The sequence below is a fragment of the Pseudoduganella sp. R-32 genome (genome assembly GCF_049913245.1).
GTDB lineage: Bacteria > Pseudomonadota > Gammaproteobacteria > Burkholderiales > Burkholderiaceae_D > Rugamonas.
In genome coordinates, this window is the sequence record NZ_CP183987.1 from 6,170,811 (window position 1) to 6,196,763 (window position 25,953).

General features: G+C 63.6%; 20 protein-coding genes. 7 read left to right on the forward strand and 13 right to left on the reverse strand.

What is annotated here, in order from left to right; translation table 11 throughout:
- Positions 1-128: 128 nt before the first annotated feature.
- Entirely contained in the window at positions 129-3,035 is a 2,907-nt protein-coding gene (locus ACN9MU_RS28250) for an ImpA family metalloprotease (RefSeq protein ID WP_426164963.1), read from the reverse strand.
- 378 nt (positions 3,036-3,413) lie between these two features.
- Between ACN9MU_RS28250 and ACN9MU_RS28255 the strand changes: the two genes are divergently transcribed.
- Genes ACN9MU_RS28255 through ACN9MU_RS28265 form a run of 3 tightly spaced genes read left to right on the forward strand, consistent with a single transcriptional unit; the run spans position 3,414 to position 6,027 of the window.
- A complete protein-coding gene (locus ACN9MU_RS28255) occupies positions 3,414-4,268 on the forward strand; it encodes an AAA family ATPase (protein ID WP_426164965.1) in 855 nt (284 codons plus the stop codon).
- Positions 4,268-4,864 (forward strand): GNAT family N-acetyltransferase, encoded by a 597-nt coding sequence (locus ACN9MU_RS28260; protein ID WP_426336429.1) that lies wholly within the window; start codon positions 4,268-4,270, stop codon positions 4,862-4,864. The genes ACN9MU_RS28255 and ACN9MU_RS28260 overlap by 1 nt, the downstream gene beginning before the upstream one ends.
- A complete protein-coding gene (locus ACN9MU_RS28265) occupies positions 4,858-6,027 on the forward strand; it encodes a vWA domain-containing protein (protein ID WP_426336430.1) in 1,170 nt (389 codons plus the stop codon). Before ACN9MU_RS28260 ends, ACN9MU_RS28265 begins: the two co-directional genes overlap by 7 nt.
- 64 nt (positions 6,028-6,091) lie before the next feature.
- Here the strand turns inward: ACN9MU_RS28265 and kdpE are convergent, their stop codons facing one another.
- The 8 genes from kdpE to ACN9MU_RS28305 all read right to left on the reverse strand — a co-directional run bounded on the left by kdpE (position 6,092) and on the right by ACN9MU_RS28305 (position 15,908).
- On the reverse strand, positions 6,092-6,799 hold the full coding sequence (gene kdpE, locus ACN9MU_RS28270; RefSeq protein WP_426164970.1) for a two-component system response regulator KdpE: 708 nt from the start codon (positions 6,797-6,799) through the stop codon (positions 6,092-6,094).
- Entirely contained in the window at positions 6,796-9,507 is a 2,712-nt protein-coding gene (gene kdpD / locus ACN9MU_RS28275) for a two-component system sensor histidine kinase KdpD (RefSeq protein ID WP_426343784.1), read from the reverse strand. Before kdpD ends, kdpE begins: the two co-directional genes overlap by 4 nt.
- Position 9,508: 1 nt before the next feature.
- The gene (gene kdpC / locus ACN9MU_RS28280) at positions 9,509-10,093 is read right to left on the reverse strand and encodes a potassium-transporting ATPase subunit KdpC (RefSeq protein ID WP_426164974.1); all 585 of its coding nucleotides are present in this window, start codon (positions 10,091-10,093) and stop codon (positions 9,509-9,511) included.
- Positions 10,094-10,106: 13 nt separating this feature from the next.
- Entirely contained in the window at positions 10,107-12,203 is a 2,097-nt protein-coding gene (gene kdpB / locus ACN9MU_RS28285; protein WP_426336432.1) for a potassium-transporting ATPase subunit KdpB, read from the reverse strand.
- A gap of 12 nt (positions 12,204-12,215) precedes the next feature.
- Positions 12,216-13,997 carry a potassium-transporting ATPase subunit KdpA gene (gene kdpA / locus ACN9MU_RS28290; RefSeq protein ID WP_426164978.1) on the reverse strand — a complete coding sequence of 594 codons (1,782 nt, stop codon included), beginning with the start codon at positions 13,995-13,997 and terminating at the stop codon, positions 12,216-12,218.
- A gap of 1 nt (position 13,998) precedes the next feature.
- The gene (locus tag ACN9MU_RS28295) at positions 13,999-14,088 is read right to left on the reverse strand and encodes a potassium-transporting ATPase subunit F (RefSeq protein WP_426164980.1); all 90 of its coding nucleotides are present in this window, start codon (positions 14,086-14,088) and stop codon (positions 13,999-14,001) included.
- Positions 14,089-14,279: 191 nt separating this feature from the next.
- Positions 14,280-14,990, reverse strand: a complete 711-nt coding sequence (locus ACN9MU_RS28300) for a TorF family putative porin (RefSeq protein WP_426336433.1) — start codon at positions 14,988-14,990, stop codon at positions 14,280-14,282.
- A 102-nt stretch (positions 14,991-15,092) separates the two neighbouring features.
- Entirely contained in the window at positions 15,093-15,908 is an 816-nt protein-coding gene (locus ACN9MU_RS28305) for a response regulator (RefSeq protein WP_426336434.1), read from the reverse strand.
- Between the two features lie 128 nt (positions 15,909-16,036).
- Between ACN9MU_RS28305 and ACN9MU_RS28310 the strand changes: the two genes are divergently transcribed.
- Complete coding sequence (locus ACN9MU_RS28310; protein ID WP_426164986.1) at positions 16,037-18,037, forward strand: DNA topoisomerase IV subunit B; 2,001 nt, start codon at positions 16,037-16,039, stop codon at positions 18,035-18,037.
- Positions 18,038-18,165: 128 nt separating this feature from the next.
- On the forward strand, positions 18,166-20,508 hold the full coding sequence (gene parC, locus ACN9MU_RS28315; RefSeq protein ID WP_426343785.1) for a DNA topoisomerase IV subunit A: 2,343 nt from the start codon (positions 18,166-18,168) through the stop codon (positions 20,506-20,508).
- A 98-nt stretch (positions 20,509-20,606) separates the two neighbouring features.
- Here parC and ACN9MU_RS28320 read toward each other — a convergent pair whose 3' ends face one another.
- Positions 20,607-22,013 carry a M64 family metallopeptidase gene (locus ACN9MU_RS28320; RefSeq protein WP_426343786.1) on the reverse strand — a complete coding sequence of 469 codons (1,407 nt, stop codon included), beginning with the start codon at positions 22,011-22,013 and terminating at the stop codon, positions 20,607-20,609.
- Positions 22,014-22,105: 92 nt separating this feature from the next.
- On the opposite strand from ACN9MU_RS28320, the gene ACN9MU_RS28325 reads away from it, so the two are divergent.
- Together ACN9MU_RS28325 and ACN9MU_RS28330 are read left to right on the forward strand one after the other, a co-directional pair.
- Positions 22,106-22,660: a sigma-70 family RNA polymerase sigma factor gene (locus tag ACN9MU_RS28325; RefSeq protein WP_426343787.1), complete on the forward strand. Its 555-nt coding sequence runs from the start codon at positions 22,106-22,108 to the stop codon at positions 22,658-22,660.
- A complete protein-coding gene (locus ACN9MU_RS28330) occupies positions 22,657-23,343 on the forward strand; it encodes an anti-sigma factor (RefSeq protein ID WP_426164994.1) in 687 nt (228 codons plus the stop codon). The genes ACN9MU_RS28325 and ACN9MU_RS28330 overlap by 4 nt, the downstream gene beginning before the upstream one ends.
- Here ACN9MU_RS28330 and ACN9MU_RS28335 read toward each other — a convergent pair whose 3' ends face one another.
- Genes ACN9MU_RS28335 through ACN9MU_RS28345 form a run of 3 tightly spaced genes read right to left on the reverse strand, consistent with a single transcriptional unit; the run spans position 23,344 to position 25,947 of the window.
- A complete protein-coding gene (locus ACN9MU_RS28335) occupies positions 23,344-24,471 on the reverse strand; it encodes a HupE/UreJ family protein (protein WP_426343788.1) in 1,128 nt (375 codons plus the stop codon).
- A complete protein-coding gene (locus ACN9MU_RS28340) occupies positions 24,468-25,757 on the reverse strand; it encodes a hypothetical protein (protein ID WP_426319302.1) in 1,290 nt (429 codons plus the stop codon). The genes ACN9MU_RS28335 and ACN9MU_RS28340 overlap by 4 nt, the downstream gene beginning before the upstream one ends.
- Positions 25,705-25,947 (reverse strand): hypothetical protein, encoded by a 243-nt coding sequence (locus ACN9MU_RS28345; protein WP_426165000.1) that lies wholly within the window; start codon positions 25,945-25,947, stop codon positions 25,705-25,707. Before ACN9MU_RS28345 ends, ACN9MU_RS28340 begins: the two co-directional genes overlap by 53 nt.
- Between the last annotated feature and the right edge of the window lie 6 nt (positions 25,948-25,953).

Here is a 25,953-nt window from a genome sequence, read left to right on the forward strand (position 1 = left end):
CGCTCCTTTGCGCCCTCAACCTGCGATTTTACCTTAGAAGTTGGCCAATCGTCCATAAGATGGAACAAGCAACAGCCTGAAACTGTGGTTTGCCAGGGCTTGCCATAACAGCAAGCCCTGGCTGGGCCTTAATAGCCGGCCGGATAGCTGGCAGTTGCACTCATGGTGACCGGCTGCCCCACGCCGCTGCCCGAGCTGATCAAGTCATTCATCGGGAAGAACAGCTGCGCTGCTGCCGGCAGGTTGTATGCCGCCACCTGGGCTTCCGCTGCTGCGCTGACCGTGATGCCCCACAGCTTGAACATCGGACGCATGTCGCGGCCAATCAGGAAGGAGCTCGAGACCAGCATGAAGTCGTTGCCGTCCATATTGGAAGGGTAGCTGGCGTAGGTGCCGAAGCCATAGCCCGATGCCACGCTGGCCCAGTTGCCCGAACTGGCGCTCATATTACGGTCCAGCAGGTATTGCAGGGTCGGCAGCTCCCAGCCGTCGACAAAGCTGCTGTTGTAATAGCGTGCGTATTCCACCAGCTGGCGATAGAACATGATGCGTACCGAGTTGTTGGCGGCGTAGCTGCTGTCGGACCAGGTGCTGTTGAACATGGCGTTGGCCGGATCGGCGGCAGCCAGCGCCGTCTTCAGGGCGCTGAACGCGGCGAAGCCGGTATCCGGGCGCGCCTTGAGCGGGGCGGCAATGCCTGCAGGCGATTGATTGAACTTGATCATCTTATGCACCGGGAAGATGTTGTTCGACACTTCCGTCGACTGGCCGCCGTAAATCTTCATGCGCCAAACCTGCAGGTTATGCCCGATCTCGTGCGACTCGCCCCAGCCAAGCGGCTCGAACGGCCAGTCCTGGTCATAAGGATTGCCGGAGCAGCCGTTGCCGCAAGCGGCATGCGAATCGGCGATCACGTTTTGCATGGTGTCGCGGCGGTGCTGGGTGCCGGTGCAGTCCCAGCCCAGGCTGTCGCACTTGGCCTTGACGCTTGGCGCCAGGCCCAGGAAGCCGCTGGAGGCGTTGAAGCCGGCCAGCTCGTAAGTATCCTTGATGGTGTACTTGAAGGTGGTGTCCGCCAGCCGCACCATATTGCCCTGGTAGTTGGAAATGGTGCGCTTGAACTTGTCCTTCTGCGACTGCACGGTCAGCGTATCGGTGGCAAAGACCACCCAGCCGGTCGGCGTCGTGTTGACGGCATCCTGGAAGGCCGCCACCTGCACCGGGTCGTAGGCATTGCGCAGGATAGGATGCGTAATCACGCCATCGACCTTCACGCTGACCGACTGTTCGCCGGCCACCGGCGCATCGATGAACAGGATCAGCGGACCGCCGTAAGGGCTGCTGATCACGACCGGCTTGTTCGGCTCCAGCGCGAAACGCGGCGAGCTGATTTGCGACGGACGGTCATAGGTGTTGAAGACCCAGGTGGTATCGCGCAGCATGTTCAGGCCGAAGCGTACGGTGTTGCCGCCGTTGTCGGTGCGGGTCAGGGTCACCTTCGTTCCCGGCATGACGTACAGGCCGGTCATGTATTGCTTGGTGCCGCTGCTCGGCAGGCCCGTGGTAACGGTGCTGGACACGGTCGGCGTGGTCGCCGGGAACAGGTCCGAGAAATTGCCCAGGTTCTTCGCGACGGTCGTGACGCTGCGGTTGTACATCACCGTCATGTCGGAGAACAGGCCGCGGAAAAAGTCCTGGCGGTTGGCGGTCCTGGTCATCGGGTAGGACAGGGCCGCACGGTATTTGTCGCCCAGCAGGACCAGCAGCTTCTCCAGCTGGTAGCCGGTCTGGGCGAACAATGGCGCCTGCGGGTTGTCCAGGTCCCGGATCACGTCCTGCACATCCTTGACCGGATTGCCGAATTCCGCCATGTACGCAACGTCATCCGAGCAGTCGATGCGGCCGCCGCTCGTGCAACCGCTCCAGCTGGTGGTGAAGTTGTTCTGGTTCAGGCGGTTGAGCAGGTTCTGGAACTTGCTCAGTTGCGGCGAATTCGCCGGCAAGGCCGCCGGGTCGAAGGACAACAGGCCTTGCTTGCTCCAGTAATTGGTTTGCTGGCTGAGACCGAAGTAATTCAGCAAGCGGTCGGACAGGTCGTCGCTGTCGCGGTAGTGGTGCAGGTACAGCACCGGAATGCCGCGCTTCTGGGCGTCGGCCACTGCCTGCATCACAGCCGCGCCATCATAGGCGCCCGGCCCCTGCTCGCGGCCAATCACCAGCAGGTCCGCGCTCTGCAGGCAGCCTGCCAGCGCAGCGCCGTCGCACACATTGTCTTTTTGCGTAGCGCCAGCCGCCAGGCCGTTGACGGTTGCCGTCGGCGACTTGGCAAAGAACCAGTCGCGCACCTTCTTCTCGTAAGGGAACCAATAGGTCTCGGTACCAGGCAGGTGCGCGGTAACGACCTTCAGGTTGGCCAGGCTGCTGCGCGCGGTCAACCAGGTCGCCAGGTTGACCATGAACTGGTCCATATTGGCGTTGCCCGGCACGCCCAGCGGATTGCCGCCAAAGGCGGCGTAGCGCGCATTGCTGCCCGGTGCAACGCCGGCGACCGCCAGGGCGGAACCGTTACCGGCGGCGCTGTCGCTATAGCTCCAGTTGGAAGGCAGGATAACGTGGTTGCGCGAGTTGTCGCCTACGCCGAAAACCGACGAATCATGGGTCGGGTTCCAGTCGATGAGCCCGACGCTGGAACTGGTCCGCTTGCCATCCGCGCCGAGCTGGAACAAGGCCTGCTTGAGTTCACCGTACTTGGCGGCCTGCCCTGATATCAGCGCCTGCGCCGCCTGCATGATTTCATCGGTCGTGGCGTACTGGGCATCACCGGCCGTCAACGCTGCGCTGACCCCGGTTTGACCGCTGGTCTGGCCGCCGGAAGGAGGCGTGGATGGCTGGCTGCCACCCGTTGCAGGATTGCCGCTACCGGTCGAGCCACTGCCAGGCGCACCGCTGGCGCCACTGTCGGAGCCGCCGCCGCAGCCAGCAAGGCCCGCCAACAAGGCGACCAGGGGAATTAATTGGAATAGGTTCTTATTCACACCAGCCCTTTATCTGAAGAATATTAGCAGTCGAAAAAATGTTGCCATATGGAAATGGCGGGAAGTATATCTCAAAAGGCAAGAGATATATCCGGCTAATTTTCGAGGGCACCCTCATTAGTGAGTAATTAGCAACAGAAGGCGGACATTTTGGCCAGAATCGGCAGAAATCATCGGGCAAATGCACGCTTGGCGGTGCGCCCGGCAGCAACCGCGAGTTTGCAAAACAATAAATACGCATTAACGCAATAGCATCAAATAAGAATATAAAAGTGCAACGGGATAATATAAAAAAGTTAATTGAAATCCGAGGACCGCGGCACCGCGCCAGGCCGCTCTGGCATATACTTCCATTGATCAACTCACTGGAAATTTTCTATGCACGCACCGCAACGCTTTGAAGGCTCGGACAACTACGTCGCCACCAATGACCTGAAGCTGGCCGTCAACGCCGCCCTCACCCTGCAGCGTCCCTTGCTGATCAAGGGCGAGCCGGGCACCGGCAAGACCATGCTGGCCGAAGAAGTCGCCGCCGCCCTCGACATGCCGCTGATGCAGTGGCATATCAAATCCACCACCAAGGCCCAGCAAGGGCTGTACGAATATGACGCCGTGTCCCGCCTGCGCGATTCCCAACTGGGCGATGAACGCGTGCGCGACATCCACAACTACATCGTCAAGGGCGTGCTGTGGCAAGCCTTCACCGCGCCGGAACCGGTGGTGCTGCTGATCGACGAGATCGACAAGGCCGACATCGAATTCCCGAACGACCTGCTGCGCGAACTGGACCGCATGGAGTTCTACGTCTACGAGACGCGCGAGATGGTCACCGCCAGGCACCGCCCGCTGGTGATCATCACCTCGAATAACGAGAAGGAACTGCCGGACGCCTTCCTGCGCCGCTGCTTCTTCCACTACATCAAATTCCCGGACAAGGACACGATGGAAGCCATCGTCAAGGTCCACTACCCTCACCTGAAGCAGGAATTGCTGGCCACCGCCCTGCAAACTTTCTACGAAGTGCGCGACGTGCCGGGCCTGAAGAAGAAGCCATCGACCAGCGAATTCCTCGACTGGCTGAAGCTCCTGATGGCCGAAGACATCCCGCCGGAAGTCCTGCGCGGCAAGGACCAGAAGGCGGCTGTCCCGCCGCTGCACGGCGCCCTGCTGAAAAACGAACAGGACGTGCACCTGTTCGAACGCCTGGTATTCATGTCGAGGACCAACCGCTGATGGACGCACCAACCCCGGTCACGCTGGAAGCCAACGGCCTGCGCCTGGAGCCGCTCGGACCGCAGCATGCCGACGCCCTGCGTGAAGCCGCGCAGGACGGCGAGCTGTGGAAGCTGCGCATCACCTCCGTGCCGGAACCGCACAAGGTGGCAGCCTACATCGCCACCGCCCTGGAAATGCGCCCTTCCCGGCTGGCCTTCGCCGTGGTGGATGCGGCCAGCGGCCAGGTGCTGGGCACCACCAGCTACCACGACATCGTGCCCGCCATCGACCGCGCCGAAATCGGCTACACCTGGTACCGCCGCAGCGTGCAGCGCACGCATGTGAACACCACCTGCAAGCTGCTCCTGCTGACGCACGCCTTCGAAACGCTGGGCTGCGCCGTGGTCGGCTTCCGCACCGATAACTTCAACCATGCCTCGCAGGCCGCCATCGAACGACTCGGCGCAAAGAAGGACGGTGTGATCCGCCACCACGCCGTGCGCCGCGACGGCACCGTGCGCGACACGGTCATGTACAGCATCGTGCGCGGCGAATGGCCGGAAGTGAAGGCGCAACTGCGCTACCTGCTGGCGCGGAGGGAAACGGCATGCTGATCGACTTCTTCTTCACGCTGAAAGACGCCAGGATCCCGGTCACGATCAAGGAATTCCTCACCCTGCTGGAAGCCATGCAAAAGCAGGTGCTGGAGCCATCGCTGGACGACTTCTACTACATGAGCCGCCTGTGCCTGGTGAAGGACGAGGCCAACTACGACAAGTTCGACCGCGCTTTTGGCCAGTATTTCAAAGGCATCAACGCCGTCTTCGACACCACCAAGGAGATCCCGCTCGACTGGCTGCTGCAGCGCATGAAGCGCGAGCTGACGCCCGAGCAGATCGCCGCGCTGGAGAAATTCGGCTACGACAAGCTGATGGACCGCCTCAACGAACTGCTGAAAGAGCAGAAGGAACGCCACGAAGGCGGCAACAAATGGATCGGCAGCGGCGGCACCTCCCCGTTCGGCAATGGCGGCACCAATCCCGAAGGCATCCGCATCGGCGGCAAGGGTGGCAACCGCACCGCGGTCAAAGTGTGGGAGCAGCGCACCTACAAGGACTACGACGGCGAGCGCGAACTGGGCACGCGCAACATCAAGGTCGCCCTGCGCCGCCTGCGCAAGTTCGCGCGCGAAGGCGCGGCCGAGGAACTGGCGCTGGACCAGACCATCCGCGCCACCGCCAACAATGCCGGCTACCTCGACATCAAGATGCAGCCCGAGCGCAAGAACAACGTCAAGGTGCTGATGCTGATGGACGTCGGCGGCACGATGGACGACCACATCGAACGCGCGGAAGAACTGTTCTCGGCCGCCAAGACCGAGTTCAAGAACATGGAGTTCTACTACTTCCACAACTGCGTATACGACTACCTGTGGCGCAGCAACCGCCGCCGCAACGCCGAACGCTTCGCCACCTGGGACGTGCTGCGCAAATACCCGCCCGACACCAAACTGATCTTCGTCGGCGACGCCACCATGAGTCCCTACGAAGTGCTGCAGCCCGGCGGCTCGGTCGAATACAACAACGAGGAAGCCGGCGCCGAATGGCTCGGACGCTTCACCTCGCACTTCCCGAAGTTCATCTGGCTCAACCCCGAGCCGGAAGGCCTGTGGCAATACCGCCAGTCGATCAGCGTCATCAAGCAGATCATGCAGAACCGCATGTTCCCCATCACCATCGAAGGCCTCGAGCGGGCCATGCGCATGCTCTCGAAATAAAAGTCGGGGTCAGGTCTGGCAATCCGCCACATTTGTGGCGGATTGCCAGACCTGACCCCGACTTTCAAGTTAATTGGAGGCGGTAGCCGACGGCGGTTTCGGTCAGCAGGTATTGCGGCTGGGCGGGGTCGTCTTCCAGCTTGTGGCGCAGGTGGCCCATGTAGATGCGCAGGTAGTGGCTGTTGTCCGATTGCGCGGGGCCCCAGACGGCGCGCAGCAACTGGGGCGCGGTCATCACGCGGCCGGCGTTGGCGACCAGCACGGACAGCAAGCGGTATTCGGTTGGCGTCAGGTGGACGTGCTCGCCGCGCTTGGTGACGCGGCGGTTCGGCAAGTCGACCACTACTTCGCCAAATTGCACCTGGCCGGCGCTGTCGGCCTGCGGTTGCCGCTGGCGGCGCAGGGTGGCGCGCACCCGGGCCAGCAGCTCGCCGGTACCGAATGGCTTGCTGAGGTAATCGTCGGCGCCGGCGTCGAGCGCCTTGATCTTGTCGGCTTCGTTGACGCGCGCCGACAGCACGATGACCGGCACATTCGACCATTTGCGCAGGTCGGCGATGAAGTCGTTGCCGTCGCCATCTGGCAGGCCGAGGTCGAGGATCACCAGGTCGGGCCGGCGCGTTCCGGCGTCGATCAGGCCACGCTGCATGCTGGCCGATTCGTGCACGTGCCAGCCTTCTTCCTCCAGTGCGGCGCGCACGAAGCGGCGGATCTGGGGTTCGTCTTCCACCAGCAAGGCGGTGGGGACAATCTCGGATTGTTGGGTGTTCATTCTTCCTCGATTTCAGGCAGCCCTGGCGGCGTGCCGACCGGCAGCGTGAAGACGAAGGCGGCGCCGCCGAGCGGAGACTTGTCCGCCGCTATCGTGCCGCCATGTGCTTCGACAATGGCGCGGCAAATTGCCAGCCCAAGGCCGACGCCCGGCTTGGCCGATTCTTTTTCGCCGCGGGTGAATTTTTCAAAGATCGCTTCTTCGCGGCCACGCGGCAGGCCCGGGCCGTTATCGTACACCATGACCCGCACGAATTCGCCGCGCTGCACGGCGTAGATCACGATGGATGCGCTGGGCGGCGTGTACTTGGCGGCGTTTTCCAGCAGGTTGCACAGCACGCGTTCGATCAGCACCGCGTCGAAGCGCAACAGGGGCAAGCCGAGCGAGAGCTGGGTGCTGACCTTGTGCCCTGTCAGCTGCAGTCGGCTAGAACGCAAGGCGCTGCCCACTACTTCTTCCAGCGGCTGCCATTGCAGGTTGAATTTCAATTCGCCGCTTTCGATGCGTGCCATGTCGAGCAGGTTGGCGACCAGGGCGCTCATGCGCAGCGCTTCGGCATGCAGGGAGCTGGCGAGGGACAGCTGCTGCGCCGACAGCGCCGGGCGCGAACCGGCCAGCGATTCGGACAGGCCGACCAGTGAAGTCAGCGGCGTGCGCAGGTCGTGCGACAAGGCTGCCAGCAGCGAATTGCGCAGCCGTTCCGATTCCATATTGACCAGCGCCTCCTGCGCCACTTCGACGTAATGCACCCGCTCCAGTGCAATCGCGGCCAGCGCCGCGAAGGTGTCGAGGTGCTGCCGCTGTTCGGGAATCAGTAGCCAGCGGCGCTGCGCCGGCTCAATGGCCAGCACGCCACGGGTGCGCATGGGCGCTACCAACGGCATGTAGAACAAGGGGCTGGCCGGAAGCGTGTCCGTGCACAGGCCAGCGCTTTCGGCATGGTCGAACGCCCATTGCGCCACGCCCTCGTCAAGCGCAGGCACCGGAGCGGTGCCTGGCGGCAGGTGCAGCCTTCCGTCGGCATCAGGCACCAGCAGCGTTGCCTTGGCATTGAAAGTCGATTGTACGAAGCGCGCCGTGGTCTCGAACACTTGCCCGGTCTGCAGCGCCCCGGACAGCTCGCGCGCGAATTCGTACAGGGCGCGGGCGCGTGCTTCACGATAGGAGGCCACACGGGCCTGGAAGCGCAAGCCCGCGGTCAGGTGGCCGGTGATCAAGCCTACCGCCAGCATCACGGCAAAGGTGATGGCGTATTGCAGGTCCGAGATCGCGAAACTGAAGCGTGGCGGCACGAAGAAAAAGTCGAAACACGCCACGCTGACGCAGGTCGCCAGCACGGATGGCCCGCGCCCGTAGCGCACTGCCACCAGCAGCACCACCAAAAGGAACAGCATGGCAATATTGGCCAGGTCGAAGTATGGCAGCAGCGGCGTCGCCAGCATGGCCATGCCGACGCTGGCGAGGCCAGCCACCGCAAAGCCCTTCGCCCGCCGCCTGAAGCGCAGCGCATCTTCGTCGGCGTCGTCCGGCGCGGCGGTGCCGGCTGCGGCTTGCACCGGATGCGCTTCGACCTCGCTGCCGGACACTTCGATCAGGTCGATGTCGGGCGCATGTGCCGCCAGGCTGCGGATATGCGAACGGCGCCATGGCCAGTTGCGGTGCGCCCGCCCCATCGCAATCTTGGACAGGTTGTGGCTGCGCGCGTACGCGGCAGCCGTGGCGGCGATATCGCTGCCGGACAGCACGGCAGTGGTGGCGCCCAGGTCCTGCGCCAGCTTGAGCATTTTCAGGACGCGCTCACGCTCCCCGGCCGGCAGGCGTTGCAAGGCCGGCGTCTCGACGTAGATGGCGTGCCATTGCGTGCCCAGTTGTCCCGCCAGGCGTGCGGCGCTGCGCACCACTTGCTCGCAGCCTGGGCGCGGGCCGATCAGCGCCAGCACCGATGCGCCGGTTTTCCAGATGGTGTCGATCGACTGCTCGACACGATAGGCGCGCACATCGTCTTCGATACGGTCGGCAGTGCGGCGCAGGGCCAGTTCACGCAGCGCGATCAGGTTCCCTTTGCGGAAGAAGTTTTTCGCGGCCCGTTCGGCCTGCTGCGCCTGGTAGACCTTGCCGCCTTTCAGGCGCGTCAACAGTTCGTCGGCCGGGATGTCGACCAGCACCACTTCGTCGGCGGCGTCGAACACGGTATCGGGCACGGTTTCATTGACCTGGATGCCGGTGATGCCGCCCACCACGTCGTTCAGGCTTTCCAGGTGCTGCACGTTGACGGTGCTGAAGACATCAATGCCGGCTTCCAGCAGTTCTTCCACGTCCTGCCAGCGTTTGGGATGGCGCGAGCCCGGCGCGTTGGAGTGCGCCAGTTCGTCGATCAGGACCAGCGGCGGGCGGCGCGCCAGGGCGGCATCGATATCGAACTCGTTCAGGATCTTGCCGCGATAGGCAATTGCCCGAAGCGGCAGTACGTCCAGCCCTTCCAGCAGCGCCGCCGTTTCGCTGCGGCCGTGGGTCTCGATGACGCCGACCAGCACCAGCTGCCCGGCCGCCTGCAACTTGCGGGCGGCCGACAGCATGGCGTAGGTCTTGCCGACGCCGGCCGACGCGCCGAAGTAGATGCGCAGCTTGCCCCGCGCCGCCTTGCGCTCCTGCTGCATTTGCGCCAGCAGCGCGTCGGGATCTGGCCGGTCGTCGTCGAGTGGAATCATATCAGCGAGTATGCGGCGTTTTCTCGTCCAGCGCCAGATTCAACGCCAGGACGTTCACGCGCGGCTCGCCGAAGACGCCCATGACCTTGCCCGACGCATGCTCGGCGATCAGCGCCCGCACCTTGTCCGGTGCGATGCGTCGCTCGTCCGCCACGCGCCGAAGCTGGTATTCAGCAGCGGCCACGCTGATCTCCGGATCGAGCCCGCTTCCCGAGGCCGTGACCAGGTCGACAGGGATTGGCGCCGTGTTGCCCGGATCGGCAGCCTTGAGCGCTTCGATGCGGGAGCGCACAGCATCGGTGAAGGCGGGGTTGAGCGGGCCCTGGTTGGAGCCGCCGGAGCCGTTGGCGTTGTAGGGCATCGGGCCGGTGGCCGACGGGCGGCCCCAGAAATACTTCGCCGAGGTGAATTGCTGGCCAATCAGCTTTGAGCCGACTGGCTTGCCGTCCACTTCCAGGATGGAACCGCCAGCCTGGGCCGGGAAAGCCGCCGAGGCAACGCCTGTGACGGCAAGGGGATAGATCACGCCGCAGGCCAGGGTCAGTGCGCCGAACAACACCAGCGCGGGACGAATAGTCGAAATCATCTTGTTCTCCAGCTTAAACGAAGTTGAACGCTGCCAGCAGCATGTCGATCAATTTGATGCCGATGAACGGCAGGACCAGGCCGCCGGCGCCATACACCAGCAGGTTGCGGCGCAGCAGAGCGGTGGCGCCGATGGCGCGATAGCGCACGCCTTTCAGGGCCAGCGGAATCAGGAACACGATGATCAGCGCGTTGAAGATCACGGCGGACATGATGGCGGAGTTGGGGCTGGCCAGGTGCATGACGTCCAGCGCCTTCAGTTGCGGATAGGTGCCGACGAAGGCTGCGGGGATGATCGCGAAGTATTTGGCAATATCGTTCGAAATCGAGAACGTGGTCAGCGAGCCGCGCGTCATCAGCATCTGCTTGCCGATCTCCACGATCTCCAGCAGTTTGGTCGGATTCGAATCCAGGTCCACCATATTGCCTGCCTCCTTGGCAGCCTGGGTGCCGGAGCTCATGGCCACGGCGACGTCGGCCTGGGCCAGCGCGGGCGCATCGTTGGTGCCGTCGCCGGTCATGGCGACCAGGCGGCCGTCGGACTGGTAGCTGCGGATAAGTTTCAACTTATCCTCAGGCGTCGCCTCGGCCAGGAAGTCGTCGACGCCGGCTTCTGCCGCAATCGCAGCGGCGGTCACCTTGTTGTCGCCGGTGATCATCACGGTCTTGATGCCCATGCGGCGCAGCTCCGCGAAGCGTTCCTTGATGCCGCCCTTGACGATATCCTTGAGTTCCACCACGCCCACCACGCGGCCATTGTCGGCCACCACCAGCGGCGTGCTGCCGCGGCGCGATACATCCTCCACAGTGCGGCCCACTTCGGCAGGCCATTGCTGGCCGGCCGCTTCCACATGCTTGCGCACTGCGTCGGCGGAGCCCTTGCGCACTTCACGTCCCTCCATGTCGACACCGCTCATGCGGGTGTTGGCCGAGAACGGAATGAAGGAGGCATGCAACGGCGACAGTTCGCGTTCGCGGATATTGAACTTCTGCTTGGCCAGCACCACGATGCTGCGGCCTTCCGGCGTTTCATCCGCCAGCGAGGCCAGTTGCGCCACATCGGCCAGTTCGCGCTCGGTGACGCCCGGTGCCGCGAAGAAGGCCGACGCCTGGCGGTTGCCCAGGGTGATGGTGCCGGTCTTGTCCAGCAACAGCACGTCGACATCGCCAGCTGCTTCCACCGCGCGGCCGGAGGTGGCTATCACGTTGGCCTGCATCATTCGGCTCATGCCTGCCACGCCGATGGCCGACAGCAAGCCCCCGATGGTGGTCGGGATCAGGCACACCAGCAGCGCAATCAGCACCGTAATGGTGATCGGCGAACCCGCCTGCGCGGCCGCCACTGAGAACAGCGAGAACGGCAGCAAGGTCGCGGTCACGATCAGGAACACGATGGTCAGCGCCACGAGCAGGATCGTCAGCGCGATCTCGTTCGGCGTCTTCTTGCGCTTGGCGCCTTCCACCATGGCGATCATGCGGTCGAGGAAAGTTTCGCCCGGGTTGGCGGTGACCTGTACCACCAGCCAGTCGGACAGCACGCGGGTGCCGCCGGTAACGGAAGAAAAGTCGCCGCCCGATTCGCGGATGACCGGCGCGGACTCGCCGGTAATGGCGCTTTCGTCCACCGAGGCCACGCCTTCGATCACGGTGCCGTCGATCGGTATGATGTCGCCGGCCTCCACCAGCACGTAGTTACCCTTGCGCAGGTCGGTGGCCGGGCATGGCAACCAGGCGGTGCCATGTTGTGGCGCCGCGAGGCGCTTCGACATCACGCTCTGCTTCAGGCTGCGCAGCGAAGCCGCCTGCGCCTTGCTGCGGCCTTCGGCCAGCGCTTCAGCAAAATTTGCGAACAACACGGTGAACCACAGCCACACGGCTATGGCAAGGATAAAGCCGGAGCTGGCCTCGCCCACGCCGTTCAGCGCCTGGATGTAAAGCAGCGTGGTAATGATGCTGCCGATATAGACGACAAACATCACGGGGCTGCGCAATTGGACCGCGGGACTCAGCTTGCGGAACGCATCGGCGATGGCAAGAACCACCAGTTGCGAATCGAGCAGCTTGAGGCGCTGGCCTGGTTGGGCGAGTGGAATCGCCTGGGATTGCGACATGGTGTGCACTCCTTATTTATACAATTGCAGGTGTTCGATCACCGGGCCAAGCGCCAGCGAAGGAACGTAATTCAACACGCCCACCAGCAGCACCACGGCTACCAGCAGCATTACGAACATCGGGCCATGGGTCGGCATGGTGCCGGCGTTGGCCTGAAGCCGCTGTTTGGAGGCCAGCGAGCCGGCTATCGCCAGCACCGGCACGATCATCGCGAAGCGGCCAAACCACATGGCGACGGCCAGCATGATGTTGTAGAACGGCGTATTGGCGGAAAGCCCGGCGAAGGCGCTGCCGTTATTGTTGGCGGCCGAGCTGAAGGCATATAGGATCTCGGAGAAACCATGCGCGCCCGGATTGGCAACGCCGGCCTTGCCCGCTTCCAGCATGACGGCGATGGCGGTCCCCACCAGCACCAGGGTCGGCGTCACCAGGATGGCGATCGACGTCATTTTCATTTCATACGACTGAATCTTCTTGCCCAGGTATTCCGGGGTGCGGCCGATCATCAGGCCGGCGATGAACACCGCCATGATGGCGAAGACCAGCATGCCGTACAGGCCAGAGCCCACGCCACCGAACACCACTTCCCCCAGCTGCATCAGCAGCATCGGCCCTGCACCGCCCAAGGGCGTGAAGGAATCGTGCATGCCGTTCACGGCGCCGCAGGATGCAGCCGTGGTCACGGTGGCGAACAGGCTTGTGGCGGCGATGCCGAAACGCGTTTCCTTGCCTTCCATATTGCCGCCAGCCTGCAATGACGTGGCTGACTGGTCGACGCCCATTGCTTGCAGTGCCGGTTGCGCGGCCTGCTCCGCAGCGGTGATGCCGGTAGCTGCGACCACGAACATGATGGTCATAGCGCCCAGCACGGCCCAACCCTGGCGGCGATCGCCCACCAGGCGGCCAAAGGTAAAGCACAGCGCGGCGGGGATCAGGAAGATGGCGAGCATCTGTGCGAAGTTGGACAGCGGCGTCGGGTTCTCATACGGGTGCGCCGAGTTGGCGTTGAAGAAGCCGCCGCCATTGGTGCCCAGCATCTTGATCGCTTCCTGCGAAGCGACTGGGCCCATCGCGATGGTTTGCGTGGCCACGCTCTGGGTTTGGGCAGGGGCCTCGGGCGTGGCGCCCGGGACGGTATAAGTCACCGGTTCCACCAGGTTCACTTCCTTATAGGCGGAAAAGTTCTGGATCGATCCCTGGCCGACCAGGAATACTGCAAAGACAAAGGACAAAGGCAGCAATACGTACAGCACGGTGCGGGTCAGGTCGACCCAGAAGTTGCCGATCGACTTTGCCGAGCGCGCGGCGAAACCGCGGATCAGGGCAAAGGCCACGGCAATGCCGGTGGCCGCCGAGAAGAAGTTCTGGCCGGCGAGCGCCAGCATCTGGCTCAAATAGCTCATGGTCTGTTCGCCCGCATAGCCTTGCCAGTTGGTGTTGGCCACAAAGCTGACGGCGGTATTGAAGGAGGAGTCCGGACTGACGCCAGGCAGGCCCTGGGGGTTAAGCGGCAGCCAGGCCTGCAAGCGCTGAACAGCGTAGACAAACAGGGTGCCAACGAGATTGAAGACCAGAAGTGCCTTGGCGTAGGCCTTCCAGCCCATGCCTCGCTGCGCTTCGTCGCCCGGCACGCCAGCGGCACGATACAGCAGCCTTTCGACTGCAGCCAGCCAGCCAAGGCCAGGGATTTTGCTGCCATCGGCCACGCGAGCCAGCAAGGCGCCGAGCGGCCACGCTGCGGCGACCAGGACCAGCAGGAAGACGGCCAGCAGCAGGAAGGATTGGGGGGTCATATTACAGGTCCTCCGCTTTCAGAAGGGCAGCCAGCAGGTAGACCAGCAAGCCGGCCGTGGCGACGGAGCCGATGAGATAAAAGATATTCATTGCTTCCCTCCCAGCTTGTCGCAACCGGCCGCCATGGCGACAACCAGCACGAAAAAGGCGACGATTGCGCCAATAAAAACGATGTCCATCAGGTTCCCCGAAAGGTCTTGTTTGCATGCGAACCAGCTTATCGAGACACGCCTAAATTCGGTGTAAAGACTCGGCAAAGCGGTGTAAACAAGGTGTAAAAATCAGAAGGTCCGGCTGACCGTGAGCTGCAAGGCGCTCTTGCCCAGGAACTTGCCGTTGGCTGGCGAGGCGTAGGCTGCCTTGCCGGCATTGGTGCCGACGGCAGCCAGCTGCACGCTGGCGATGCCCAGGTCTTTGCTCACGCCCAGCTTCCAGTCGCTGTAGTCGGCGACGCCATTGTTTTTCACGCGCTGGTGGCCAGCGTGCAGGTTGATGGTGTAGCCGGCGCCCGCATCGACATTTGCGCCCAGGTCCAGGTAGCCGGAGTTTTTGCTGTCGGCGAAGCCGAACAGGCTGGTCACGGAATGCGAGTATTTCAAGGTCGCCGGGCCGTATCCAAGCTGGCCGTGGATCTCCGTCGTGTCAGGGTTATCGAGGCCTGGGATGCGCCCCTTATAAACATAGGTCAGCACGCCCGCGTCGTAGCTGACATCTGCCGTCAGTTGGCCGCGCTTGCCGCCGTAGATATCCAGCTCCACGCGGCCGGCCCCACCGGCATCGCGCGTCCAGTTGATGGCCGATGCCCAGGCGCCCGCGTACCAGCCTGTCCCCCTGTCGGCAAGATCGGCGCCGGCCTGCAACGCGGGCTGCAGGCGCGATTGCGAGATCCCGCGATAGCGGTAATCGCTGGCCAGCGCAGCGTTGAAGCTCAGATCATTGGCAAAGGCAGGAGCGGACAGCATCGCCGCCGCCAGGAATAACGCGTTCTTCATACATTCGCTTTCGTCAAAAAGAAGGTGACGAAAGCGTATCGATCGGCGCGTAAAAACGGTCTAAATAGAAGGCAGCGACAAATCAACGCCGCATAAAAATACCTACAGCCGCATGAATTTGCGCAGCACCGCCTGCACCTGGTGTTCAGCCAGCGGCTTGTCCAGCATGCCGGCGGCGCCGGCGGCACGTCCGCGCGTCAGGTCGTAGTCGTGGGCCGACTGCACCAGGAAGATCACTTCGGGTTGCGCCTCCAGGCTGCGCAGTTGGGCGCACAGCAGGTAATGGTCAATGATCGGGGCGGCGAAGTCGATCAGTACCACAGCCACCGGCTGCTGGCGGCAATGCGTCAGCGCTGCCACACCGTCCACCGCCCACAGCACCGCAGTGCCGAACTGTTTCAGGGACTGGCCCAGCTGCTCGCTGAAATTGGCGTTGGCATCGACGCACAGCACGGCGCCCTCGCGGCGCGGCTTGCGCATCTTTTCATAGACAGCGGGATCGGTCAGATCGAGGTCGAGCCGCTCGCGGCGCCGACGCTCGGGTACCAGCGAATCGACGGAAGCCGACAGGCCGGCCAGCACGTCGGCGCGGCGCTGGAGCAGGCGGCCCAGTTCCGCATACATGGCGCTCCACTGCACTGGTAGCGGCAGGTTCGGATATGGCAGGAGCACGCCGGTCGCTCCCAGCACCAGCGCCGGCCGGATGTCGCCTGCAGCCAACGATGCGATGGCTGCCAGCGCTTTCAGTTCCGTGCCGTTGGCCAGGTAAATATCAGGGTCCTGCAGGCTGTCTTCGGTCAGGCAGAGATAGGCCGGTCCGTCGGCGGGCGCCTTGGCCAGTCCCAGCGCGAGCGCGCGCTCGGCTTCCTGGGGGAAGCCGACCAGCCTGACTGCGAACGGGCGCCGATCTGTAGTCATAAAACCCATTTTAACGCTGCGATTCCCTTGCGCCACCGGCCGTAGCGGATAGAATGCGCAAGCATGCGATCCGTCAAACCGGAAAATACTGTATATAATCACAGCACTTTGCATTACCAATAACACGTATGGCCACTAAAAAACCAGTTTCCGACTACAGCGAATCATCTATCCGCGTCCTCAAAGGACTGGAACCCGTCAAGCAGCGCCCGGGCATGTACACCCGCACCGAGAACCCGCTGCACATCATCCAGGAGGTGATCGACAATGCCTCGGACGAAGCATTGGGCGGCCATTGCAAAAACATCATCGTGACGCAGAATGCCGACGGTTCCATCACCGTCGAAGACGACGGCCGTGGTATTCCGGTCGGCTTGCATCCTGAAGAAAACGTGCCGACGGTGGAAATCGTCTTTACCCGCCTGCACGCGGGCGGCAAGTTCGACAAGGGCTCGGGCGGCGCTTACGCCTTCTCGGGTGGCTTGCACGGTGTCGGCGTATCCGTCACCAACGCGCTGTCCAAGCGCCTGGAAATTGCAGTGTGGCGTAAAGACGACGCCGGCAACGGTTTCCACCAGATCGCCTTCGAACACGGCGACCTGGTCGAGCCATTGAGCTCCCAGCCGGCGCCGAAGGATGGCAAGAAGTCCGGTACCCGCGTGACCGCCTGGCCGGATGCGAAGTATTTCGATTCGCCGCTGATCTCGCAGGTCGAGCTGCAACGCCTGCTGCGCTCCAAGGCCGTGCTGCTGCCCGGCGTATCGGTCACGCTGAAGAATGCCAAGACCGGCGACGAACAGACCTGGATGTACAAGGACGGCCTGCGCGGCTACCTGAACGAGCAACTGGCGCAAACCACCTCCGGCGGCGAAACCCTGATCCCCCTGTTCGAGGGCGAGCAGTTCGCCACCCCTGATGCGGAAGGCTTTGCCGAAGGCGAAGGCGCGTCCTGGGTGGTGGCATGGACCGAGGAAGGCGCCGTGGTGCGCGAATCCTACGTCAACCTGATTCCGACCCCGAACGGCGGCACCCACGAATCGGGCCTGCGCGAAGGCCTGTTCGGCGCAATGAAGAACTTCGTCGAGCTGCACTCGCTGCTGCCGAAAGGCGTGAAGCTGCTGCCGGAAGACGTGTTTGCCCGCGCTTCCTTCGTGCTGTCGGCCAAGGTGCTGGACCCGCAATTCCAGGGCCAGATCAAGGAGCGCCTGAACTCGCGCGATGCGGTGCGCCTGGTATCGACCTTCTCCAAGCCCGCGCTGGAACTGTGGCTGAACCAGCACATCGACTACGGCAAGAAGCTGGCGGAGCTGGTGATCAAGCAAGCCCAATCGCGCCTGCGCTCCGCGCAGAAGGTCGAGAAGAAGAAGTCGTCAGGCGTGGCTGTATTGCCGGGCAAGCTGACCGATTGCGAATCGGACGAAATGACCCGCACCGAATTGTTCCTGGTCGAGGGCGACTCGGCGGGCGGTTCGGCCAAGATGGGCCGCGACAAGGAGTTCCAGGCCATCCTGCCGCTGCGGGGCAAGGTGCTGAACTCCTGGGAGACTGACCGCGACCGCCTGTACGCCAACAACGAAATCCACGACATCGCGGTGGCGATCGGCGTCGATCCGCACAATCATGGCGATTCGCCTGACCTGTCTGGCCTGCGTTACGGCAAAATCTGCATTCTCTCCGATGCGGACGTCGACGGCTCCCACATCCAGGTGCTGCTGCTTACCCTGTTCTTCCGCCACTTCCCTGCCCTGATCGACAAGGGCCACATCTGCGTGGCGCGTCCGCCGCTGTACCGCGTTGACGCACCGGCGCGCGGCAAGAAGCCGATCCAGAAGCTGTATGCGCTGGACGACGGCGAACTGGTGGCCATTGAAGACAAGCTGCGCAAGGACGGCTTGAAGGAAGGCTCCTGGACCATCTCCCGCTTCAAGGGCCTGGGCGAGATGAACGCCGAGCAGCTGTGGGAAACCACCATGAACCCGGACACCCGCCGCCTGCTGCCGGTGTCGCTGGGCGATTTCGACCACAGCTACTCCTCCTCGCGCTTCAATATGCTGATGGGCAAAGGCGAAGCCGCCGCCCGCCGCGCGTGGATTGAAGAACACGGCAACGAAGTGGAAGCGGATATCTAAAACCGGTAAAGCAGTGTCTGACCCGCGGGGTCAGACACTGGTACGCGACCGGTGCGGGCCTGGTGTCTGACTCCGCGGGTCAGACGGGACGGCCACCCGGCCGAATTACCAGTTAGAAAGTAAAAACTATGACTCAAGCAAATCTCTTTGACGAACCAACCCCGGAACTGCCGCCAAATGGCGGCAGCGGCGGTGATGACGGCGGCGAATCGCTGACCCTTTCGACCTTCGCCGAGCGCGCCTACCTGGATTACGCCATTTCCGTGGTCAAGGGCCGCGCCCTGCCGGACGTGTGCGACGGCCAGAAGCCGGTGCAGCGCCGCATCCTGTACTCGATGAATGAACTGGGCCTGGGCCCGACCGCCAAGCCGCGCAAGTCCGCCACCGTGGTCGGCGACGTGTTGGGTAAATTGCACCCGCACGGCGACCAGTCGGTGTACGACGCGCTGGTGCGCATGGCGCAGGATTTCTCGCTGCGCTATCCGCTGATCGACGGCCAGGGTAACTTCGGCTCGCGCGACGGCGACGGCGCAGCGGCAATGCGATACACCGAAGCCCGCTTGCCCCCGATCTCGCGACTGCTGCTGGACGAAATCGACCAGGGCACCGTGGACTTCATCCCGAACTACGACGGCTCGTACGAAGAACCGGCCCTGCTGCCGGCGCGCCTGCCGATGGTGCTGCTGAACGGCGCCTCCGGTATCGCTGTGGGCCTGGCGACCGAAATCCCTTCGCACAACCTGACCGAGGTGGCGAAAGCTGCCGTGGCGATGATCCGCAATCCGAAGATCAGCCACGCGGAACTGATGGAACTGATCCCGGGCCCGGACTTCCCTGGCGGCGGCCAGTTGATCACTCCGCGCGCGCAACTGGACGACATGTACGCGTCCGGCCGCGGCTCGATGAAGGTACGCGCTCGCTGGAAGATCGAAGAACTGGCGCGCGGCCAGTGGCAGGCAGTTGTATACGAACTTCCCCCAGGTACTTCATCGCAGAAGGTGCTGGAAGAAATCGAAGAGCTGACCAATCCAAAGGTCAAACTGGGCAAGAAAGCCCTATCGCCGGAACAGGTTGCGCTGAAGGGCCTGCTGCTTGGCCAGCTGGACAAGGTGCGCGACGAATCCGGCCGCGAGGCCGCTGTGCGCCTGGTGTTCGAGCCTAAATCGAAGAACCAGAACCAGACCGAGTTCATGCACATGCTGCTGGCGCACACCTCGCTGGAGACTTCAGCGTCGATGAACCTGGTGATGATCGGCGGCGATGGCCGCCCGCGCCAGAAAGGCATCAGCGAAATCCTGGGCGAGTGGATTGAATTCCGCTTCGCCACCGTGACCCGCCGCACCCAGTTCCGCCTGAACAAGGTCGATGAGCGCATCCACATCCTGGAAGGCCGCCAGATCGTCCTGCTGAACATCGATGAGGTCATCGCCATCATCCGCAATTCGGACGAGCCGAAGGCGGCGCTGATCGAACGCTTCAAGCTGTCGGACCGCCAGGCTGAAGACATCCTGGAAATCCGTTTGCGCCAACTGGCACGCCTGGAAGCGATCAAGATCGAACAGGAACTGGCCGAGCTGCGCAAGGAGCGCGAAGGCCTGCAGGACGTGCTGGACAATCCGTCCACTCTGCGCCGCCTGGTCATCAAGGAAATCGACGGCGACGCCAAGACTTACGGCGACGCACGCCGCACCCTGATCGAGGAAGCGCAGAAGGCTGTCGTTGAACAGAAGGTGGCCGACGAACCGGTCACCGTAATCATTTCCGAAAAAGGCTGGGTGCGCGCACGGTCCGGCGTCGGCCACGATCCTGCGCAGTTCACCTTCAAGGCCGGCGATTCGCTGTATGGCGCATTCGAGTGCCGTACGGTCGATACCCTGCTGGGCTTCGGCGACAACGGCAAGGTGTATTCCGTGCCCGTGGCCGCCCTGCCTAATGCGCGCGGCGACGGCGTACCGATTACCACGCTGGTCGACCTGTCGGGCGGCGCCCGCCTGCTGCACTACTTCGCGGGCAATGGCGACAAGCAGCTACTGCTGGCGTCCGATGCGGGCTATGGCTTTATCGCCAAGGCCGGCGATATGGTGTCGCGACTGAAGGGCGGCAAGTCGTTCATTACGCTGGATGAGGGCGCGAAGCCGCTGCCACCGACCGTGGTGGCCGATGGCGCGAGCGCGGTGGCGGTCATTTCCGAGAAATCGAACCTGCTGGTGTTCGGCATGGACGAGATGAAGGTGCTGTCCAACGGCGGCCGCGGCGTGATCCTGATGGATCTGGCCGACAAGGAGAAGCTGGTTGCTGCTTGCGCGATCACCGACAAGGGCGTGACCGTGCAGGGGATTGGCAATGCTGCGAAGGCGAAGGAAGACCGCATGGGGCCGACGGCACTGGCGCCGCACTTCGGCAAGCGCGCGCGCAAGGGCAAGCCGATGCCGGTGCGGATCAAGCCGACTGGGTTGGCGCCGAACACCTGAACCGGCAACCTAGTGTCTGACCCGCAGGGTCAGACACTGTAACGCGGCGGCCGCAGGCCAAGTGTCAGACCCTATGGGTCTGACACTGGTTTACCGGTTTAGCGCGGGGCGTACAAGTCAATTGTCTCCTGCACCGCATCGCTGCACACCGCGCAAAACTCCTCGCTGCGGTCAAACATCAGGCACTGTTGCTGCGAACGATAGTAGCCCGTCGCTTCGTAGTTCGCTCCTTCGAACGCTCCCACGGCCTTGCGGTTCGGCGCTTTCGAGAACAGCGCATTGGTCCAGGCCAGATCCTCCTTGAACCACTTGCTCATCTCCGCTTCCGGACGATTATCCTTGCGCAGTTGCGCTCGAATCTTCTGGTACTCGCGTGAATGCGCCTCGTACTCCGCCTTCGGCCAGGCAGTCGGCAACGCAGTCCCCGGCGTCACAAACTTCTTCCACTTCACATTGGCCGGATCCAGCAAGGCCGTCACGTTCGGCTCCCATGGCTCCATGCGCACTCCGCCCGTGGCATAAGCCACCGGCGAGGTGTAATACTCATCCGCCAAGCCCGCGAAGTGGTGGCCGAATTCGTGCACGAACAGATAGTTCGCCCAATCGTTATCCGCGGCGGCCGTGCTGAATTGCCCGTAGATGCCGCCACCGCCGTAAGTATCGTTGTTGACCAGGATCTCGATGAACTCATACGGCGCGTGCTGCGCAATCTCGCGCAGCGCGCGGTTGTCGATGGTCAGCACATAACGTTCGCTGCCGAAGATGTCGTAGCGCGTGCCCAGCTTCGATGCATGGTGGCTGTTGGTGGAAGGACGCGACACGCCGCTCTCCTGCGTCGGCACCGCCATCGCCCATACGTTGAAGTCCTTGGCCCGCTCCTTGAACGGCGATACCGTGAACAGGTATTCGGACAGCTTGCGTGCCCGGGCTTCGAATTTGGCCATGTCGGCTTTGGTGTAGCCGTCGCCCAGGATCAGCAAGTCGACCTTCTTCTCGCTCGGCCCGTTGACACGGATCGGGATCGGCTTGGCGGGCGCCGCATCCTGCTTGCGCACCACATCCATCGCATCGGTATCGACGTCCACGCTCCACACCACGGAGAATTCATTACGCTCATCACGCTTCAGGATGCGCACCTTGACCGGGCGGTCAGGCTTGGGGAAGCGCACCGACTCATGGAAGCCGCGCGTCAGCTTGGCCGCCTCCTCGGTCGACTTCCACTCAACAAAGATGGTGGAGAAGGTGCGGGTGTACAGCACCTGGCCGGTCTTGGCGTCCGCCACTTCAACCTTGTTCACGCCGCGGTTAGTGGTATCGATTGTCTTGGACATATCGCCGGGCCATGGCAACGGCTCAATCACAACTTGTTCGATCGCATAACTTTCGTTTAGCGCGTTACCGGTGTGCATATAGTCAAGGCGCACGGTCGCAGGTTGCGCCGCCAGCGCAAGGCCGGCCGCGGTGCTCAGCGCCGCTCCCGCCAGCAGTCGGTTCAGGTACGACATGAAGTCTCCAGTGTGGTTTTGGTGGCGGTTATTGTAGCTTTGCTTTGCGGAATACAGTAGACCGCCCCGTAAGCCCGGCATAAGATGGCCCCATGCCCATCGAACCCGAACAGCTAAGAACATGGCTGGCAGCGGCCGGCCGCCAGGATGCCGTGGCGTTTCGCGCGCTGTACGATGCAGCCGCGCCGAAACTGTTTGGCTTTGCCCTGCGTATATTGCAGAAGCGGGAACTGGCCGAGGAAGCGCTGCAGGAAGGCTTCGTGTCGATCTGGCACGCGGCGCCGCACTACCAGGCCGGCCTGGCAGCGCCGCTGACGTGGATGGCTGCCATAGTCCGCAACAAGGCGCTGGATATCCTGCGCCGCACGGACGATACGGTGGAACTGGATCATGAAGCATTTCGCAACGAGTACACAAGCTCACCCGCCGAGGCGAGTGAAATGAGCAGCGACGCCCGTGCGCTCATTGCTTGCATGGCGCGGCTGGAAGGCCTGCACCGGCTGGCGATCGGACTCGCCTTCTTCCATGACCTGTCGCACACCGAAGTGGCGCAGCGCCTGTCGCTGCCGGTCGGCACGATCAAGACATGGATCCGGCGCGGCATGGAAAAGCTCAAGCATTGCCTGTCGCAAGGAGAAGCCCCATGAAGATCCGCGGCAACGATGCCTTGCGCGACAAGCTGGCCGCCGAATACGTGCTTGGCACCTTGCGCGGCGGTGCACGCCGCCGCTTCGAAGGCTGGATGTACACTGATGCCGCCCTGCGCATGCTGGTCAAGGAATGGGAGCGCCGCCTGCTGCCGATGCATGAATTCGTGCACACGGCCGAGCCATCGCCCCAGCTCTGGCGCAATATCGAAATGCGCCTGCACCTGAAGCCGGAACGCAGCAGCTGGCATTTCTGGCGCGGCTTCGGGCTCGGAACGGCATCAGCCGCAGTGGCGGCGGGGCTGGTGGTGGCGATCAGCTTGCAGCAGTTACGCGGGCCTAGCTACGACCTGATCGCGACATTGACCGACCAGCAAGCGCAGCCTGCCCTGCTGGTGAAGGCCGACACCAGCAAGCGCCTGCTGCAGGCCCATATCGTCGGCGGCGCACCGGTGCCGGTCGACCGGTCATTGCAATTGTGGGCGATTCCGAAGAAAGGATCTCCACGTTCGCTGGGCGTACTGGGAAGCGATGGGCGTGCAACGTTCTCGCTCGCGTCGGGCGCTGTCGGCGACGACGTCGTGATGCTGGCGATCTCGCTGGAGCCGCGCGGCGGATCACCCGATCCGAACGGGCCGACCGGGCCTGTGCTGTACAAAGGCCCGTGGGTACGGGCCATGTAATTACACAGTAGCCCGTTCGACGATCCACAACATGGCCAGCACGGCGATGCCGGCCGAGCCGGCCTTCACCATCAACTGTTTGTAGATCCAGCTGCGGCGCATGGCGAATGCGAGCGGCAGGAAGGCCGCCACAATTGCCAGCTGTCCCAGTTCGACGCCCGCGTTGAACGCTGCCAGCGCGAGTACCGCCGAGCCTTTCGGCAGGCCAAGGTCGCCAAGCACTCCCGCAAAACCGAAGCCGTGCAGCAGCCCGAAGGCGAAGGCGGCCAGCCAGCGCCTGCCTTGCACCAGAGGCCAGATGTTGTTCAGCGCCGCGACCGCGACCGAGGCCGCGATGGCGGTTTCGATCAGGCGGCTTGGCAGCGCGACCACTTGCAGCGCCGCGAGCGAAAGCGTGATGGAGTGTGCGAGCGTGAAGGCCGTGACGACGCGCAGCACATCCACGCCAGCCGGCCGCCAGCCTTTTGCCAGCACCGCCGGCAGCAACAGGGAAAGCAGGAACAGGATGTGGTCGTAGCCGGTCCAGATGTGCCAGATGCCGTGGTGCAGGTAGCTGCCGGCCTGTTGCCACGCGTTGCCGCCGCCACCGCCCTCGGCTGCTGCGAGCCCCGTGCGCTCACCGCCCAGCACGGCCGATTGCGTGCGGCCGTCGACCGTAATGCTGGCCATGCCGCGATGCTGCGCATCCAGGTCGGCGAACAGCTGGTAGTTGATGGCGAAGGCGGTGCCGCTTTCGCATTCGCCTTGCAGCAGCAGGACGGAGTAAGCGCCGTCAGTATGGAGGTCGATTTGCTGGCCTGTCACGCGTAGCCGGCAGCCCGGCGCCAGGCCGAGGCGCGGCATGGCATAGGTGGCAATGTCAGCATGGCGGGACCGGACTTCATCCCACGTCAGCTTGCCGTCACCATCGGCATCCAGCCCAAGGGCGAAATCGAGGTCGCGCAAGGCAATGTCCCAACGGCCGTCGACAAGGCGCAGCTGGCGCGCCGCCGCCGGGACGGCAGCCGCCAGGCGCAGCGCCAGGTAGCTATCGCTTGGCTTGTGGGCGTGCGCCGTGCCGGCGGCCAACAGTAAGGTCAGGAAGATCAGTCCGGCCAGCCTGCATGCGCGGAATTGTCGGGCGATCATGGTGCGCCTCCCTCCAGCTGCCGTGCCAGCGAAGCGACCAGGCTGTCCTCAAGGCCATGCCGGCGACGCCATGCCAGCGCCGGGCGGGCAGCCTCTGGATCGCGCGCCGCGAGTGCCGCTTCCAGCAGTATGCGCAGGTCTGCAGGCTCTTTCTGCACTTGCCAGTTGGCCAGCGCCAGCTGCAGCGCAGCGCGCGCGTCATGGCGCAAATGCAGCTCAAAACGGGCCTGTTCACGCTGGTGGATCGCGTCGCCACGGCGGGCAGCCGCATCGAAGCGCGCCTGCAAATCTGCAACGGCGCTTGTCACGGCCGGCGCGGCCGGCGCGGAACGCGACGCGGCGATGGTGTGCCGCAGCAGCAGGCCATCGATGCGAAGGTGCTTGCGCAGCAGCGCCTGCACTTCCTCGCCGCGTCCCTGGTCCAGCAAAAGGTCGGCATAAGCGCCAAGTAAGTAGCTATCGCCCGGCGCCAGGCCGAGCCCCAGGCGAAAACGCTCTTCTGCGCGCACGGCATCGGCGCGCCGATATGCCAGTTCGCCGAAAAGCGTCAATGCCCAGAGCCGCAAGCCGGCGTCCGATGCGGACGATGCGCCCTGGCCCCTGCCCGAGCGTTCGATGGCCAGCGCCAGCAGGTGTTCGCTGGCTGCAAGCTGGCCGCTGGCGGCGCGGGCGTTGGCAAGGCAGGCCATGCCGGCCAGTTGGCTGGCCAGCGACGAGAGCCGTCCGCAGCTGCGAACGGCCGCGTCGTACTCGCCCCGCACCACCTGCACTGTCGCCAGCGTCAGCCAGGCCTGGGGGTTGGCCGGGTCTGCGCGCGTGACGGCGCCCAGGTCGCGGATCGACTCGGCGAAGCGATGGCTGGATTGCAGCAGCGTCGCGCGCAGCAGCAATACCTGGACCGGCGGCGCAGCAGACTTCCACCAGGGAGCCAGCACCGCTTGCGCGTAGCCGAAATAGCGTGGATCGCCCGACGCGCGGCCACGCTCGATGTACTGCCGCGCGGCTTCTGCGGCAAGGACAGGATCGTGCGGCGCAGCGGCTATCTGCGCACGCTGGCGGCGCAATGCCGCATCCGGGGCATCGCCCCAGCGCGGCAGCGTCTCCAGCACCTGGGCGCCGGATTGCGGCACAAACGGCGCGGCCAGGCCGGGCAGCGGGAGCGCCGTGGCTGCAACTGCGGCGAGGGCCGAAGCGGCAGCGCGGATGATGCAGGTATCGGGCTTCATGCCGGCCTCACTCCAGCGCGACCGGCTCACCGCCGTCAGGCTGGCCCAGCGCCGTGCCATCGACATCGGCAGGCTCGGTGGTTTCAGGCGCGCTGCGGACCAGCGCAACGAGGGCGGAGGTGAAGGTGTCGCCGGGCGGCGGCGGGGCCGGCACCGGATCGGATATCGACATCGTCGAAGCGGCATCGCCACCACCGCCGCCGCAGCCGGCGAGCAGCACGGCCGCCATGGCAAGACAAAGGCGTTTCATGATCGC

What these genes read in the sequence shown, in the direction of transcription:
- ACN9MU_RS28300 (WP_426336433.1), bottom strand. Translation starts at nt 14,990, where the DNA reads ATGAAGAACGCGTTATTCCTGGCGGCGGCGATGCTGTCCGCTCCTGCC.
- ACN9MU_RS28330 (WP_426164994.1), top strand. Translation starts at nt 22,657, where the DNA reads ATGAAGATCCGCGGCAACGATGCCTTGCGCGACAAGCTGGCCGCCGAA.
- kdpB (WP_426336432.1), bottom strand. Translation starts at nt 12,203, where the DNA reads ATGTCGCAATCCCAGGCGATTCCACTCGCCCAACCAGGCCAGCGCCTC.
- kdpE (WP_426164970.1), bottom strand. Translation starts at nt 6,799, where the DNA reads ATGAACACCCAACAATCCGAGATTGTCCCCACCGCCTTGCTGGTGGAA.
- ACN9MU_RS28255 (WP_426164965.1), top strand. Translation starts at nt 3,414, where the DNA reads ATGCACGCACCGCAACGCTTTGAAGGCTCGGACAACTACGTCGCCACC.
- ACN9MU_RS28310 (WP_426164986.1), top strand. Translation starts at nt 16,037, where the DNA reads ATGGCCACTAAAAAACCAGTTTCCGACTACAGCGAATCATCTATCCGC.
- ACN9MU_RS28260 (WP_426336429.1), top strand. Translation starts at nt 4,268, where the DNA reads ATGGACGCACCAACCCCGGTCACGCTGGAAGCCAACGGCCTGCGCCTG.
- ACN9MU_RS28305 (WP_426336434.1), bottom strand. Translation starts at nt 15,908, where the DNA reads ATGACTACAGATCGGCGCCCGTTCGCAGTCAGGCTGGTCGGCTTCCCC.
- ACN9MU_RS28345 (WP_426165000.1), bottom strand. Translation starts at nt 25,947, where the DNA reads ATGAAACGCCTTTGTCTTGCCATGGCGGCCGTGCTGCTCGCCGGCTGC.
- ACN9MU_RS28265 (WP_426336430.1), top strand. Translation starts at nt 4,858, where the DNA reads ATGCTGATCGACTTCTTCTTCACGCTGAAAGACGCCAGGATCCCGGTC.
- ACN9MU_RS28335 (WP_426343788.1), bottom strand. Translation starts at nt 24,471, where the DNA reads ATGATCGCCCGACAATTCCGCGCATGCAGGCTGGCCGGACTGATCTTC.
- parC (WP_426343785.1), top strand. Translation starts at nt 18,166, where the DNA reads ATGACTCAAGCAAATCTCTTTGACGAACCAACCCCGGAACTGCCGCCA.
- kdpC (WP_426164974.1), bottom strand. Translation starts at nt 10,093, where the DNA reads ATGATTTCGACTATTCGTCCCGCGCTGGTGTTGTTCGGCGCACTGACC.
- ACN9MU_RS28320 (WP_426343786.1), bottom strand. Translation starts at nt 22,013, where the DNA reads ATGTCGTACCTGAACCGACTGCTGGCGGGAGCGGCGCTGAGCACCGCG.
- kdpD (WP_426343784.1), bottom strand. Translation starts at nt 9,507, where the DNA reads ATGATTCCACTCGACGACGACCGGCCAGATCCCGACGCGCTGCTGGCG.
- kdpA (WP_426164978.1), bottom strand. Translation starts at nt 13,997, where the DNA reads ATGACCCCCCAATCCTTCCTGCTGCTGGCCGTCTTCCTGCTGGTCCTG.
- ACN9MU_RS28340 (WP_426319302.1), bottom strand. Translation starts at nt 25,757, where the DNA reads ATGGCACGGCGCTGGGCCAGCCTGACGGCGGTGAGCCGGTCGCGCTGG.
- ACN9MU_RS28295 (WP_426164980.1), bottom strand. Translation starts at nt 14,088, where the DNA reads ATGAATATCTTTTATCTCATCGGCTCCGTCGCCACGGCCGGCTTGCTG.
- ACN9MU_RS28325 (WP_426343787.1), top strand. Translation starts at nt 22,106, where the DNA reads ATGCCCATCGAACCCGAACAGCTAAGAACATGGCTGGCAGCGGCCGGC.